General features: G+C 71.1%; 12 protein-coding genes. 7 read left to right on the top strand and 5 right to left on the bottom strand.

The features are described 5' to 3' along the window. Positions 1 to 116 precede the first annotated feature (116 nt). Complete coding sequence (locus tag ACIQJT_RS03715) at positions 117 to 2861, top strand: alpha/beta hydrolase family protein (protein ID WP_402640077.1); 2745 nt, start codon at positions 117 to 119, stop codon at positions 2859 to 2861. Between the two features lie 60 nt (positions 2862 to 2921). Here the strand turns inward: ACIQJT_RS03715 and ACIQJT_RS03710 are convergent, their stop codons facing one another. Both ACIQJT_RS03710 and ACIQJT_RS03705 read right to left on the bottom strand, forming a co-directional pair. Next, positions 2922 to 3302: a PPOX class F420-dependent oxidoreductase gene (locus tag ACIQJT_RS03710; RefSeq protein ID WP_365459055.1), complete on the bottom strand. Its 381-nt coding sequence runs from the start codon at positions 3300 to 3302 to the stop codon at positions 2922 to 2924. 159 nt (positions 3303 to 3461) lie between these two features. Next, entirely contained in the window at positions 3462 to 4580 is a 1119-nt protein-coding gene (locus ACIQJT_RS03705; protein WP_402639534.1) for an FAD-dependent oxidoreductase, read from the bottom strand. A gap of 66 nt (positions 4581 to 4646) precedes the next feature. On the opposite strand from ACIQJT_RS03705, the gene ACIQJT_RS03700 reads away from it, so the two are divergent. Continuing rightward, on the top strand, positions 4647 to 5336 hold the full coding sequence (locus ACIQJT_RS03700) for a TetR/AcrR family transcriptional regulator C-terminal domain-containing protein (protein ID WP_402639532.1): 690 nt from the start codon (positions 4647 to 4649) through the stop codon (positions 5334 to 5336). A 253-nt stretch (positions 5337 to 5589) separates the two neighbouring features. Continuing rightward, the gene (locus tag ACIQJT_RS03695; protein WP_402639530.1) at positions 5590 to 6957 is read left to right on the top strand and encodes a S1 family peptidase; all 1368 of its coding nucleotides are present in this window, start codon (positions 5590 to 5592) and stop codon (positions 6955 to 6957) included. A 7-nt stretch (positions 6958 to 6964) separates the two neighbouring features. Here the strand turns inward: ACIQJT_RS03695 and ACIQJT_RS03690 are convergent, their stop codons facing one another. The 3 genes from ACIQJT_RS03690 to ACIQJT_RS03680 all read right to left on the bottom strand — a co-directional run bounded on the left by ACIQJT_RS03690 (position 6965) and on the right by ACIQJT_RS03680 (position 9190). Beyond that, complete coding sequence (locus ACIQJT_RS03690) at positions 6965 to 7195, bottom strand: hypothetical protein (protein WP_402639528.1); 231 nt, start codon at positions 7193 to 7195, stop codon at positions 6965 to 6967. 549 nt (positions 7196 to 7744) lie between these two features. After that, a complete protein-coding gene (locus tag ACIQJT_RS03685; protein WP_007386663.1) occupies positions 7745 to 7930 on the bottom strand; it encodes a hypothetical protein in 186 nt (61 codons plus the stop codon). A 99-nt stretch (positions 7931 to 8029) separates the two neighbouring features. Beyond that, a complete protein-coding gene (locus tag ACIQJT_RS03680; RefSeq protein ID WP_402639526.1) occupies positions 8030 to 9190 on the bottom strand; it encodes an ROK family protein in 1161 nt (386 codons plus the stop codon). A gap of 167 nt (positions 9191 to 9357) precedes the next feature. Here ACIQJT_RS03680 and ACIQJT_RS03675 point away from each other — a divergent pair, with 167 nt between their 5' ends. From ACIQJT_RS03675 to ACIQJT_RS03660, 4 genes are read left to right on the top strand one after another with little or no spacing between them, the layout of a single operon-like run. Beyond that, positions 9358 to 10314, top strand: coding sequence for a carbohydrate ABC transporter permease (locus tag ACIQJT_RS03675; RefSeq protein WP_402639524.1), 957 nt, complete (start codon positions 9358 to 9360; stop codon positions 10312 to 10314). A gap of 16 nt (positions 10315 to 10330) precedes the next feature. Continuing rightward, positions 10331 to 11260, top strand: coding sequence for a carbohydrate ABC transporter permease (locus ACIQJT_RS03670; protein WP_402639522.1), 930 nt, complete (start codon positions 10331 to 10333; stop codon positions 11258 to 11260). A gap of 10 nt (positions 11261 to 11270) precedes the next feature. Further along, positions 11271 to 12611, top strand: coding sequence for an ABC transporter substrate-binding protein (locus tag ACIQJT_RS03665; RefSeq protein ID WP_402639520.1), 1341 nt, complete (start codon positions 11271 to 11273; stop codon positions 12609 to 12611). 29 nt (positions 12612 to 12640) lie between these two features. Further along, complete coding sequence (locus tag ACIQJT_RS03660; RefSeq protein WP_402640075.1) at positions 12641 to 13843, top strand: Gfo/Idh/MocA family protein; 1203 nt, start codon at positions 12641 to 12643, stop codon at positions 13841 to 13843. Positions 13844 to 13863: the final 20 nt, after the last annotated feature.

Here is a 13863-nt window from a genome sequence, read left to right as displayed (position 1 = left end):
AACCCACAGGCACTCCTCCCCCGTCCTAAGTGGCGCGAGAGGCACCCGGGACCGACGGGACGTCTGCGCACGGGGATTCGAGGAGAGAACCATTGATCCGTGCCCGGCGAATATGTGTGACCGCCGTGGCGGTACTGGCGGCCCTGGCGGGCTCGCCCGGACTGGCACAAGCCCAACAGCCGCCCATTTCAAGCCTATTGAGCGCGACGGACGACAACGGGCTTCCGCCGGGGTGGCGGATCGACGGGGAGCGCGGCGCGCGTGAACTGGTCTGGCGCGCACCGGAGTCCGTGCCCATGGGCGACGCGCGGGTCGAGTTCCGCACCGGCGACCGGCTGCTCGGGGTGCCGAGGCCGGCGAAGGACGGACGGACCTTCCGGCTCGCCCTGGACAAGGCCGCGTCCACGGAACTGACGGACCTTCAGGTCATCGCGGCCGGACGCCGGCTGGACGCGGCGGCCGACGAGCCGCGCCGGCCCGACGCACGAGGGGTGCGGCTGCCCGCGCAGGCACCGGCGAACGCTGTCGATCCCGGGAAGCCGGGCTCGTACCGCACGGTCAGCGGTGAGTACGAACTCCCGCCCGTGCGCCTGCCGGGGTTCGACACCCCCGTGGAGATGCGCGCCCAGGTGGTGGCGCCGAAGGGTGCCACCGGCAGCCGGCCGCTCGCGCTGTTCCTGCACGGCCGCCACGCGACCTGCTACCGACCGGGCAGCGAGGACGACGTCACCATCGACTGGCCCTGCGCGGACGGCTACAGGCCGATCCCCAGCGACAAGGGCTATCTGCGCGACCAGAGACTGCTGGCCTCCCAGGGCTATGTCACGGTGTCGATCTCGGCCAACGGCGTCAACGCCCAGGACTGGGAACCCGAGGACTCCGGCGCGCAGGCGCGTTCCTCACTGGTGCGGCAGCACCTCGCCCGCTGGGCCGACTGGGCCGCCCACCGCTCCTCCGCCCCGGCCGTCGTACGCGAGGCGCCGAAGGCGGACCTCTCCCGGGTGCTGCTCGTCGGCCACTCGCGGGGCGGCGAGGGCGTCAACCGGGCCGCCATGGACAGCCTCTACCCGCCGCCCGCGGCGGAGGACGGCTACCGGGGGCCGGTGCGCTGGAAGGTGCGCGGGACCGTGCTCGTCGGACCGACGATCTTCGGCCAGAATCCGGTCGCGGACGTGCCGTCCGTGACCCTGCTGCCGGGCTGTGACGGCGACGTGTCCGACCTCCAGGGCGAGGACTTCGTCGACGGGACGCGCGGGGTCGGCCGGGGCACCGCACTGCACAGCGCGGTCTACATGGTCGGCGCCAACCACAACTACTTCAACAGCGAGTGGACCCCGGGCGAGGCCGAGGCACCGGCCGAGGATGACTTCGGGGCCGCCCCGGAGCAGCCGGACCCGGTGTGCTCGCCGGGTGCCGCGACCCGCCTGACCGCCGCCCAGCAGCACAAGGCGGGCGCCACGTACATCGCGGCCGCGGCCCGGCTCTTCCTCGCCGGTGACGACCGGGTGCGTCCGCTGCTCGACGGTTCCGGCAAGCGGGCCCCGTCCGCGGACCCGGCCCGGGTGCTGACCCACGCCGTCGGCGGTCGCCGCAGCGGCGGCTTCCTGCCGGACAACGGGGTCAAGGTCACCCATGCCCGGCTGTGTGCGGCGGTCGACCCCGATCCGGCCGTGGCCTGTCTGGACCCGGAGACCCCCGGCTCGTCGCCTCACTTCGCGCAGTGGGAGACGAACCAGGAGACCGGCCGCGGCGCGGTGGACCTGAAGTGGTCCGCGCCCGGCACGGCCGCGCGTGTCACTCCGCGCGCGCCGCTCTCCCTGCACGGCTCCCGGCAGCTCGCGCTCCGCATCTTCGTACCGCCGAACACAAACGGCACCGAGTTCGACGTGTCCGTCACCGACTCCGCCAACCGCCGGGCGACGCTCGGCCGGGTCGAGGTGGCCGGCCTGCCGGGCTCCTCGTACACCGCGTCCTACTGGGCGCAGGAGCTGCGCGTCCCGCTGACCGCGGCCTCCCGGGCCGGACTCGATCTGCGGCACGTCAAGTCCCTGGAGCTGACACCCCGTTCGCGGTCCGGGCGGGCCTGGCTGATGGACGCCTGGGGCTGGGCCCCCGGTACTCCCCCGGTCAAGGCGGCCGCGCTGCCCCGCGTCGACGTGGGCCGCACGATCGTCAAGGAGGGCGACTCGGGCACCCGCACCTACCGCGTCCCGGTGCGGATCTCCGGGCACGGCAGCGGCCAGGTCCGCGTGTACGTCCTCGATCCGGACCGCGGCCGGGCCGAGCCCCGGCTGGTGACGGTACGGCCCGGCAGCCACGCGATCGACGTACCGGTCGAGGTGAAGGGCGACACGCAGTACGGCGAGGACGTGCAGCACGACATCGCCGTGAAGGCCGTACGGGGTGCGGTCGTCGGGAAGTACCGGGGCGGCGTCACCGTCGAGAACGACGACCCCGAGCCGGTGATCACCCTGTCGCCGGGCACCGACCGGGTCACCGAGGGCGGGACGCTGACCTGGCGGCTGTCCATCGAGGCGCCCGTGGCGGTGGACATCTGGCAGCCGGTGCGGGTGCTTCCGGTCACCGAGGGCACGGAACTGTCCACCAAGGACGTGGATCCGCAGTGGCTCGAGGAGTGGTCCGGTGACGTGCCCGACCCCGAGCGGCCGCTGTCCGACGCGAGTCTGTGGGTGTGGCTGAACATCCCGCCCGGCAGCACCGGCGTGGACTTCACCGTGCCGACCGTCGCGGACCAGGTGGCCGAGCCGGACGAGTCGATGCGCCTGGCGCTGACCGACCGCAACGCCGAGCCGCTGCCCGGGCGGCCGGTGCTGACCGGGACGGTGCTCGACCGGCCGTGAGCGCGGCCCGTGGGTGATCCGCCCTCCTGTGCGGGGCCCGGTCCCACCGGGCCCCGCATGTCACAGGGTGACGCGGATCCCGACCGTTCCGTCCGTGCCCCGGCGCAGCCTGCTGCCGAGCAGCGTGAGCCGGCCGAGGATGCCGTACTTCCTGGCCAGCAGCTTGCGGTAGCGGGCGGTGGTCGCCGCGTCGCAGATCTCCGCCGTGGCCGGGACCTGGTCGCCGGTCGGGTTGCCCCGTACGTCGCAGGGGCCGACGAGGACGTCCCCGCGGGCCCGGATCCGCTTGACCTTCCAGGAGTCGGCGACCGACCACACGCCGAGCGCGTCCCCGTCGCGGACCACCCACACGGGGGTGGCGACCGGCGTGCCGTTCTTGCGGAAGCTGGTGAGCAGCAGGTACTTGCCCGCACCGAGCCGCTCCAGCGGCGTGTCGTCCATGACGGAAGTCTAGGCAGGGGTGTCCGACGGCGCGGGTACGCGGTTCGGACTTTCCCATGTGCGGGGTCCCTCGGTGCCGGTCCTCCCGCGTGCCGGGCCCTCAATTCCGGTGCTCCCCCGTGCCGAGCGTCTCGGTTCCGGTGCTCCCCCGTGCGGCGGTCAGGCCGGCTGGACCTGGTCGAACTGGGCGACGGCTTCGGCCGGGTCGGGGCTGACGAGGCGTTCCAGACCGGCTGTCGTGATCTCGGCCCATCGGCCGGCCCGTGCCCACATCCGCTCCTCGAAGGCGCGCACGGCCTCGTCCGGGTCGCCGGAGCAGGTGGCGAGGGCCTCGGCGAGTTCGGCACCGTCCAGCATCGCGAGGTTCGCGCCCGCTCCCAAGGGGGGCATCAGGTGGGCGGCGTCGCCCAGCAGCGTCACGCCGGGGACGTGGGTCCAGGTGTGGGAGACGGGCAGGGCGTGGAAGGGGCGGTGGAAGAAGGCCGTGCCCTGGCGGAGGAGGTCGAGGACGGGAGCGGCCCAGCCGTCGAACAGCGCCAGCAGGGCCGCTCGCACGGCCTCGTCGTCGGCCGGGTCGAGGTCGGCATGCCAGTCCAGCGGGGCACGGAACTTGGCGTACACCTTGACGTGTCCGCCGCTGTTGCGCTGGGCGACGACGGAGCGGTTCACGCCGTAGACGGCCAGGGAGCCGTCACCGATCAGCCGGGCGAGCTCGGGGTGGCGGGTGTCGACGTCGTCCAGGGAGGTCTCGACCGAGGTGACGCCGGTGTACCGCGGTGTCCCGGCCGAGACCGCCGGACGGACCCGGGACCAGGCGCCGTCCGCGCCGACCACGAGGTCGAACGTCTCCTGCCGCCCGTCCTCGAAGTCGACCCGGACGCCGTCCTCGGTCCCCGGCACCACCCGGGTCACGCCCCGGCCCCACCGGACGTCGAGAGGTCCGAGCAGCAGGTCACGCAGGTGCCCGCGGTCGATCTCGGGATTGGCCCGTTCGTCCGGGCGGGGCCGCCAGTCCCGCAGGACGGTCCCGTCCGTGTCCAGGATCCGCATCGCCTGCCCCTCGGGGCGGGACAGCGCATCGAACTCCGCCAGCAGCCCCGCCTTGGCCAGGGCGAGCCGGCCCAGCCCCTCGTGCAGGTCGAGCGAGCCGCCCGGGGGGCGGGCGTCGGGGGCGGGATCGCGTTCGAGCACGGTCACGGGGTGGTCATGCCGGTGCAGGACACGGGCGAAGGTCAGGCCGGCGGGTCCGGCCCCGACCACGGCGATACGACGTCTCATGTCGATACACTGTATTTCTCGACTACGATGTACCGCAAGGACGTCTCGCGACAGAACGGTGTGACCATGACCGTGTGGGACCGGCCGGAGCCGCCGGCTCGCCCCGTGCCGCTCGACCGGGGACGGATCGTCGCCGCCGCCGTCGAACTGGCCGACGAGGGCGGACTGGAGGCGGTGTCGCTGCGCAAGGTCGCCGCCCGGCTGAACGCCGGTCCGATGCGGCTGTACGGCTTCATCTCCACCAAGGAGGAGCTCTTCGACCTCATGGCGGACGAGGTCCAGGCCGAGATCCTGCCCGAGGAGCGTCCCGCTGACTGGCGGGAGGCGCTGGGCGTCCTCGCCCACCGCACGAGGCAGGCCGCTCTCCGGCACGAATGGCTGGCCGATCTGCTCGGCGGCCGCCCGGCCCTGGGTCCGAACGGCCTCGCCGTGACCGAGGCCAAGCTTGCGGCGCTCGACGGGCTCGCCGACGTCGACACCGTCATGCGCGCCGCGGAGACCGTCAGCGCCTACGTGACGGGCGCGATCAGGCGCGAGGTCGCGAACCTGCGGGCCGAGCGCGCCACGGGCCTGTCCAAGCGCGACTGGCAGCGCGCCTCCGGCCCGCACGTGACGCGGATGCTGGCCACGGGCCGCTTCCCGGCGCTGGCCAAGGCCGTGTACGACGGCACGCACGTGGACGCCGAGACCTCCTTCGCGACCGGCCTGGACTGGGTCCTCGACGCCGTGGCCGCCCGACTCGACGGGTCTCCCTGAGCGGCGGGCGCCCCGACCGTCACCGCTGGTTTTCCCGGCGCAGAGCAGCAGGCGCGGCCGGTGTCACGTCCTCCACGATCCGGCCAACTCGGCTCGGACCATGGCTGATTGAGATGCCTCACCGGGATTCCCCGGTACACGAACGCCCGCTGCCGTGAACGCGCCCGGCCCGGGCCGCGTATGCAAGGAGGGCGCTCAACGACCGGAGGGCCCCGCGGTGCAGTCACCGCTTGTTCGGGTTCGGGAGCCATGCATGAGGCACGCACGACGACGGGTCGTCCGGCGGGTGACACGGCTGGCGGCAGTCGGCGGACTCCTCCTGGGAGGTGTGATGGTCACGCGGGCCGTCGCGAGCGAGCCTCCCGCGACCACCGCCGTGCCGCACACCTATGCCGTGAAGGCGGGGCAGACGGGGGCGCAGCTCGTGTCCCGGCTCGGCAGCTCCCGGACCGCGGGCACCTGGATCGGCGCCGACGGCAAGCCGGTCGTCGCGGTCACCGACGAGCGGGCGGCCGCCGAGGTGCGCGAGGCGGGAGCCCGGGCGAAGGTCGTCGAGCACAGCATGGACGAGCTCAAGTCGGCGGCCAGGACGCTGCGTTCCGCGCCCCGGGTCGCCGGGACCGCCTGGTCCATGGACTACCGGACCAACGAGGTGGTCGTGCGGGGAGACAGCACCGTCTCGGCGTCCGACTGGGCCGAGATGACGAGGGTCGCCGACGGCATCGGCGGCTTCGTCCGCATGGAGCGCACCGAGGGCACCTTCACTCCCCGCCTGAACGGGGCGCAGCCGATCCTGTCGACCGGTGGACGCTGTTCGGCGGGCTTCAACGTGACCAACGGCCAGAGCGACTTCATCCTCACAGCCGGGCACTGCGGTCCCGACGGGTCGGTCTGGTTCGCGGACACCGGGGGCACCAACCAGCTCGGCCGGACGGTCGCCCAGAGCTTCCCGGGCAACGACTTCTCGCTGGTGCAGTACGCCGACGGCAAGGCGGGCGACGGCGCCGGCGTCGTGTTCATCGGCAACGGCAAGGGTGTGCAGATCACCGGCGCGGGCGATCCGGCCATCGGGCAGCGGGTGTTCCGCAGCGGCAGCACCAGCGGACTGCGCGACGGCCAGGTGACGGGGGTCAACTCGACGGTGAACTACCCCGAGGGCACGGTCACCGGGCTGATCGAGACCAACGTGTGCGCGGAGCCCGGGGACAGCGGCGGGCCGATGTTCTCCGAGGGGATCGCGCTCGGCATCACCTCGGGCGGCAGCGGTGACTGCACCCAGGGCGGTACGACGTTCTTCCAGCCGGTGACGAAGGCGCTGAAGGAACTCGGCATGCAGCTGATCGTGTCGAACCCGCCCGCCGCCGGCGGGGCGTCTCCCGCGCCGTCGGCCACCGCCGCGCAGGGCTCGATCGCTCCCGGTGCCGCCTCCCCCGGTTCCTCGGCGGCGGTGCAGGGGGCCGAGGGCACGCCCCTGCTGAGCCGGCTCACGGACACCCGGAACGTCGGACCCGGTCTGCTGGTCGTCGGGGGAAGCCTGATCGCGCTGGTGGCGACGCGGTACATCCGCTCGGAACAGGACCGCAAGGCCTATCAGCGGTACTACTCGGCCACGTGGGGCTGAGACGGGATCATCCCAGGGTGAGCAGTGCGGTGACCACTCCCGCTCCCACGAGACCCGCCATCTGTCTCCGGCTCAGCCGCTCGTGCAGCAGGGCGAGTCCGAGGATCACGGGGAGAGCCGGGTAGAGGGAGGCCAGGACGACGGCGACGGCCAGCAACTGCCGCTGGGCGGCGAGCAGATAGAGGATGAGCCCGAGGGCTGCGCCCGCTCCGACGAGCAGGGCCTGCACGGCCCGCACGGGCGGCAGGCGCAGCCGCCCGGGACGGCTCCACCGTCGTCGTCGGTGCCGCCGCCGCAGACCATCCAGAGCGCGGGCGCGGTGAGAGCGATGCCCAGCCAGGCCACGGCGGTCGGCCGGTCGCCGAGCAGCACCCCGCACACCACGGAGAGGCCGACGCCGGTGACGGCGCTGACGGGTACGACCACGCTCATGGCGCCGTGGCTGAGGCCGCGGTTGAGGAAGTGCATGGCGGCGCCGCTCCCGACGCCGGAGAGGGCGCCCCACAGGAGGTCGACGGGCCGTACGGCGTCGGCGGGAAGGAGAAGCGCGGACGCGGACGCGGACGCGAGCAGCAGGCCGCCGATCTGGCCGAGGAAGGTGACGGCGGCGTGGTACGCGCGGCGGGACAGCAGACCGCCCGAATGGGGGCACCTCCCGGCTCGAGCGCAGCCGAGAGCTGGGGGACAACGATGCCGAGCAGACCGCTGAGGCCAGTGCGAGGAGAGGGCCCATCCCGTCAGGGGTGCCCCGGGACGGGGCGGTGATGCCCCGCGCAGGTCGCCGGGGTCAGGCCGCCCGGACCGGCTGCGGAGCGGCGGCGGCCCACTCCAGGACGAGGCGCTGGTACTCCTCGCGCTGCTCGCCGCTCAGTGTCCCGCCCGCCCGGCGCCACAGGGCCCGGATCTCCTCGTTGACCTCGTCGGCCGATCGATCGGTCACGGGTTCAACAGTGGTGGACATGGTGTGAAGCATACGGCTCCGGACGTGAAGGCGGCGTGAGTAATCACACCAGAAACGGACATACCGGACCGTGTTGCTGATCACGTCAACTACCAACGACTGTGGCCCGGTTCACACTTCGGCCACTCCCAGGACCAGCACCTGGATCGCCAGCACGGCGGCCCCGCGGGCCCAGTCGTGAAAGTCGGACACCCTGGTCTCCAGGTCGATGGGGGTGGCGAGGGGGTGCCGGTGGGCGCGGATCGTGTCCTCGACGGTCTTGCCTGCCACGTCCATCAGGCCGACGCCCTCTCCGGCGAGCATGATCTTCTGCGGCATGGCGAAGTTGGCGATCTGGGCGACGAGGACACCGAGGGCATGCCCGGCCTCCTCGACCACGCGGGCGGACATGGGGTCGCCGGCCGCGGCGAGGGCGAGGATCTCCTCATAGGTGTGATCGCGCCCGGTGGCGGCGTGCACCTGGTAGCGGATGCTGGGGATGGCGAGCAGGGAGACGGCACTGCCGCGGTTGCCGTCGGGGGTGAGGGGACCGTTGGGGTCGATGATCCAGTGCCGCCCGAAGCCCCGGTCCTCCTCGGCGTAGGGGACCCGTCGGCCGCCGATGACCAGGCCGTACCCGATGCCGGCCCCGATGGTGAGGACGACGAAGCGGTCGAGGCCGCGTCCCGCGCCGAACCAGGTCTCGGCCTCGACGAGGGCGGCCACGTCGTTCTCGACGACCACCGGCAACCCCGTGCGCTCCTCGACGAGTTCACCGAGGGGAACGTCCCGCCAGTGCAGGAACGGGGACTCGCCCACCACGGCACGTTCCTGGACGAAGCCGCCGACCCCGATGCCGATGCCGGCGAGCCGCGGGTACGCGCGGGCCAGCTCGCTCGTCATCTCCGCGAGCAGGTCGGCCACTTCGGCGGGATCGTGGCTGGTGAGGGGCCGGTCGTGGCGGGCGACGATCTCGCTCCTGAGGGTGGTGACGACGCCGTAGACCATGTCTTCGGTGATCTTGAAACCGATGAAGGAGCGGGACTCCACGACCACGTCGAGAGGTTGCGAGGGGCGCCCCTGGCGCACTTCGGCGGGGCTGCCCGCCTCGGGGACCTCGACCAGCAGACCCGACTCGATGAGCGGCTTGGTCAGCCGGGTGAGGCTGCCCGCGGAGAGGTCGAGGCGGCGGGCGAGTTCGGTGCGCGACAGCGGGCCGTGGACGAGCACCTCGATCGCGACCGAGCGCTCACCGGCGCTCAGGGGTAGCCAGCTTGCGGCAACTGCGGTCATGAAGGTCAGACTCCCACATGATTTCTTCCGACATAAAAGCAACATGAACCAGATTACGGCGTGGACGACCCCGCGAGAAGATGTCTGCACCCCTCTTGACGCGCTGATTCTTTCGTGACGAAAGTAAGTGGCCGAGGACGAGCCACCGCAGACGAGGGAGTCTCCCGATGACCATGGCCACCAGCAGCCCTCCGTCGCGGTTGCCGCTCAGCGGCACCGAGGGGGCTCGGACGGAACGGGGCAAGGGCCGAGCCCCGGGCAGGGGCGACGGGCGCCTGGCCGCGGTGTTCATCGCCCCGGCCCTGACGGGTTTCGTGGTCTTCCTGCTCTGGCCGACCCTGCGGGGCATCTATTTGAGCTTCACCCGCTTCAACCTGCTGACCCCGGCGGAGTGGGTCGGGTTCGCCAACTACGACCGGATGATCCACGACCCCATCTTCTGGGACTCGCTGAAGGTCACCGTGGAGTACGTCGTCATCAACATCGGTGTCCAGACGGTGTCCGCCCTCGCCATCGCCGTGCTCCTCCAGCGCCTGACCCAGTCCCCGGTACTGCGCGGGATCGTGCTGACGCCGTATCTGATGTCGAACGTCGTCGCGGGCCTGGTCTGGCTGTGGATCCTCGACAACCAGCTCGGCATCGGCAACGAGATCATCGCCGGGCTCGGCTTCGACCGGGTCCCCTTCCTCGCCGACGAGACGTGGGCGGTCCCGACGATCGCCCTGATCAACGTGTGGCGGCACGTCGGCTACACCGCGCTGCTGCTGTTCGCGGGCCTCATGGCCATCCCGAACGACATGTACGAGGCGGCGAAGGTGGACGGCGCGAGCGAGTGGCGGATGTTCTGGCGCATCACCATGCCGCTGCTGCGTCCGGTGCTGGCGGTCGTCCTGATCATGACGGTGATCGGTTCGTTCCAGGTGTTCGACACGGTCGCCGTGACGACCGGGGGCGGCCCGGCGAACGCGACCAACGTGCTCCAGTTCTACATCTACCAATCGGCCTTCGGCCGCTTCCAGTTCGGCTACGCGTCCGCGATGTCCGTCGCCCTCCTGGTGGTGCTGAGCGCGATCACCGTCCTGCAGTACCGGCTCACCCGGGCCGGCCAGACCGATCTCGGCTGACCCGGAAGGAGTCGACATGGCTGCCGTGACCACCACCACGACCACGACACGGATACGGCCCACCCGGCGCCGCCCGCTCTCCCCCGGCCGGGTCCTCGCGTGGACGGCGATGGGCGCGATCGTGCTCGTGACCCTGCTGCCGTTCTACTGGATCCTGCGCACCGCGCTGTCCACCAACTCCGGACTCGCCGCCCACGCCTCCGACCCGCTGCCGGTGGCCCCGACCGGCACCGGATTCGCCCGCGCCCTGGGCCTGGAGTCCACCAAGGACGCGATCGCGCAGGGCGGCGCGGGCGGCGGGCTGAAGTTCTGGCGCTACCTGCTCAACTCGGTGATCGTCTCGACCCTGGTCACCGGCTGCCAGATCTTCTTCTCCGCGATGGCCGCCTACGCCTTCGGACGGTTGCGCTGGCGGGGCCGCGACAAGATGTTCGCGCTGTTCCTCGCCGGGCTGATGGTGCCGGCCATCTTCACCCTGCTGCCGAACTTCGTGCTCATCAAGCAACTCGGCCTGATCGACAACCTGTTGGGCATCGCACTGCCGACGATGTTCATGACGCCGTTCGCGGTGTTCTTCCTGCGGCAGTTCTTCATGAACGTGCCCCGGGAGGTGGAGGAGGCGGCCCTGCTGGACGGTGCCGGCAAGGTGCGGATCTTCTTCCGGGTGCTGCTGCCGATGGCGTCCGCACCCGTCCTGACCTTGGCCGTGCTGACGTACATCACGTCCTGGAACGACTACTTCTGGCCGCTGATGGTGTCCTACAGCGACAGTTCACGCGTCCTGACCGTGGCCCTGGCCATCTTCCGGGCCCAGACCCCGCAGACCGGCGTCGACTGGTCGGGCCTCATGGCGGCGACGCTTATCGCCGCGCTGCCGATGCTGGTGCTGTTCGGGTTCTTCGCCCGCCGCATCGTGTCCACCATCAGCTTCACCGGGATCAAGTGAGGGACTCCTGATGCGACTTCGTACCCTGACCGCCCTGGCCGGCGCACTGGCCCTGTGCCTGACGGGGTGTGCACGGAGCGGCTCCGCCGGGTCCTCCTCGAACACGGTGAGCTACTGGCTGTGGGACTCCAACCAGCAGCCCGCCTACCAGGCCTGCGCCAAGGACTTCGAGAGGCAGAACCCCGGACTCCACGTGAAGATCACCCAGTTGGGCTGGGACGACTACTGGACGAAGCTCACCGCGAGCTTCATCGCGGGCACCGAACCGGACGTGTTCACCGACCACATCCAGAAGTTCGGCCAGTTCGCCGACCTCAAGGTCCTCGAACCCCTCGACGACCTGGGCATCGACGAGTCCGCCTACCAGCCCGGGCTCGCGGCCAACTGGAAGGGCCAGGACGGCCACCGCTACGGCGCCCCCAAGGACTGGGACACCGTCGCCCTCTTCTACAACAAGAAGATGACCGACGCGGCCGGGCTCACGGCGGCACAGCTGAACGACCTGGCGTGGAACCCGAAGGACGGCGGCACCTTCGAGAAGGCCGTCGCCCACCTCACCGTCGACAGGAAGGGCAAGCGGGGCGACGAACCCGGCTTCGACAAGAACAACGTCAAGGTGTACGGCCTCGCCACCAACGGCGCGGGGGACGGCGACGGCCAGACCCAGTGGAGCACCTTCACCGCCTCCGCCGGCTGGAACTACACCGACAAGAAGCGGTGGGGCACCAAGTACCAGTACGACAGCCCCGCCTTCCAGTCGGCGGTCAAGTGGTACTTCGGGCTTGCGGAGAAGGGCTACATGGCGCCCTTCACCGACTACAACTCCCAGTCCAACCAGGCCAACACCCAGATCGCGGCCGGAAAGGCGGCGACCGCCTTCGACGGGGCCTGGATGATCTCGACCTATGCCGGATTCAAGGGTCTCGACATGCGCACCGCGGTCACGCCCGAGGGCCCCACCGGCAAGCGCGCCACCATGATGAACGGCCTCGCCGACTCCATCACCAGGAACGCCCGCAACAAGGAGGGCGCCCGCAAGTGGGTGAAATACCTGGCGTCGGACGAGTGCCAGCGGACCGTGGGCGGTTACGGCATCGTCTTCCCCGCCACTCCGGACGGCACCGCGGCCGCCGTGGCCGCCTACAAGAAGAAGGGCATCGACGTCACGGCCTTCACCGAGCCGGTCGCCGACAAGAAGGACTTCACGACCTTCTCCTACCCCATCACGGACTACGCGGCGGACGTGTTCGCGTTGATGCATCCCGCCATGCAGGACATCTTCGGCAACGGCAGGTCCGTGCACAGCCTCGACCAGACCAATGACCAGATCAACCTGATCCTCTCGCAGTGATCGCGCGACCAGTGAAGGGCACGCACTCCATGACGTTCTCCCTCGGCATCGTCGGCGCCGGCCAGTTCTCCGGCCAGTTCGCCACGCTGTTCCAGGCCCACCCCGGTGTCGGCGACGTCTACGTCACCGACCTGCTGCCCGAACGCGCCGAGCGGCTCGCCTCGGCACAGGGGCTGGCCGGCACCTTCCCCACCTACGAGGCCATGCTGGAGTCGAAGGAGGTCGACGCCGTCGCCGTCTTCACCCAGCGCTGGACGCACGGCCCCCTGGTGCTCCAGGGCCTGAACGCCGGCAAGCACGTGTACTCCGCGGTCCCCATGGCCATCACCACGGAGGAGATAGCAGCCATCATCGACGCGGTCCGGGCGACCGGGCTGACGTACATGATGGGCGAGACCAGCCAGTACAACCCCGCGACCGTGCACGCCCGCAACCAGATCGCCGAGGGCGCCTTCGGGCGGCTCTTCTACGCCGAGGGCGACTACGTCCACGACATGGACCTGGGGTTCTACGACGCGTACCGTTACAGCGGCGGCGAGCGGTGGAAGGAGACCGCCAGCTATCCCCCGCTGCTCTACCCCACGCACTCGGTGGGCGGGGTGCTGGGCGCCTGGCAGACGCACGCGGTGAGCGTGTCGGCGATCGGTGTGGTCGACGACCGCGGGGACGGCGTGTTCGACAAGGAGGTCAGCCGGTTCGGCAACGACTTCTCCAACGCGACGGCCCTGTTCGAGGTGGCGGGGGGCGGTTCGTTCCGTACGAACGAGTTCCGGCGGGTGGGCTACCCCTCCCACATCAGGGAGTCGCGTTTCCGGTTCTTCGGGACCGAGGCCAGCATGGAGCAGCTCGCCACGGTCGCCCTCTGGCAGGACAAGAAGGGCGTGAAGGACATCAGCGAACTCCTGGAGCCCAAGCCCACCATGGCTCCTGACGACCCGTCACTCCAGCACATCGCGCCGGACCTGCGGGCCGCGTTCACGTCCGGGTCGGCGCCGGTGCACGACCGGGCGCGGCTGCCCCGGTCGTTCGACCACCTGCACAACGGCCACGAGGGCAGCCACCACTTCCTGGTGGACGACTTCGTGACCGCGGTGAACACCCGCACCCTGCCGTCGGTGAACGCCTGGGTGGCGGCCCGCTACACCCTGCCGGGCATCATCGCGCACGACTCGGCGCGGCAGGGTGGAGCCAGGCTGGAGATCCCGGACTTCGGGGACGCGCCCGAGGCGTGAGCGTGCCGTCACGCCGGGCG

Source organism: Streptomyces sp. NPDC091972, from assembly GCF_044756385.1.
Lineage (GTDB): Bacteria > Actinomycetota > Actinomycetes > Streptomycetales > Streptomycetaceae > Streptomyces.
Note: the sequence above shows the minus strand (reverse complement) of the source record. Positions and strands in the feature narration are given on the sequence as shown.

Coding starts and splice junctions, on each gene's coding strand:
- ACIQJT_RS03710 (WP_365459055.1), bottom strand. CDS start 3,302: ATGGACGACACGCCGCTGGAGCGGCTCGGTGCGGGCAAGTACCTGCTG.
- ACIQJT_RS03705 (WP_402639534.1), bottom strand. CDS start 4,580: ATGAGACGTCGTATCGCCGTGGTCGGGGCCGGACCCGCCGGCCTGACC.
- ACIQJT_RS03700 (WP_402639532.1), top strand. CDS start 4,647: ATGACCGTGTGGGACCGGCCGGAGCCGCCGGCTCGCCCCGTGCCGCTC.
- ACIQJT_RS03695 (WP_402639530.1), top strand. CDS start 5,590: ATGAGGCACGCACGACGACGGGTCGTCCGGCGGGTGACACGGCTGGCG.
- ACIQJT_RS03685 (WP_007386663.1), bottom strand. CDS start 7,930: ATGCTTCACACCATGTCCACCACTGTTGAACCCGTGACCGATCGATCG.
- ACIQJT_RS03680 (WP_402639526.1), bottom strand. CDS start 9,190: ATGACCGCAGTTGCCGCAAGCTGGCTACCCCTGAGCGCCGGTGAGCGC.
- ACIQJT_RS03675 (WP_402639524.1), top strand. CDS start 9,358: ATGACCATGGCCACCAGCAGCCCTCCGTCGCGGTTGCCGCTCAGCGGC.
- ACIQJT_RS03670 (WP_402639522.1), top strand. CDS start 10,331: ATGGCTGCCGTGACCACCACCACGACCACGACACGGATACGGCCCACC.
- ACIQJT_RS03665 (WP_402639520.1), top strand. CDS start 11,271: ATGCGACTTCGTACCCTGACCGCCCTGGCCGGCGCACTGGCCCTGTGC.
- ACIQJT_RS03660 (WP_402640075.1), top strand. CDS start 12,641: ATGACGTTCTCCCTCGGCATCGTCGGCGCCGGCCAGTTCTCCGGCCAG.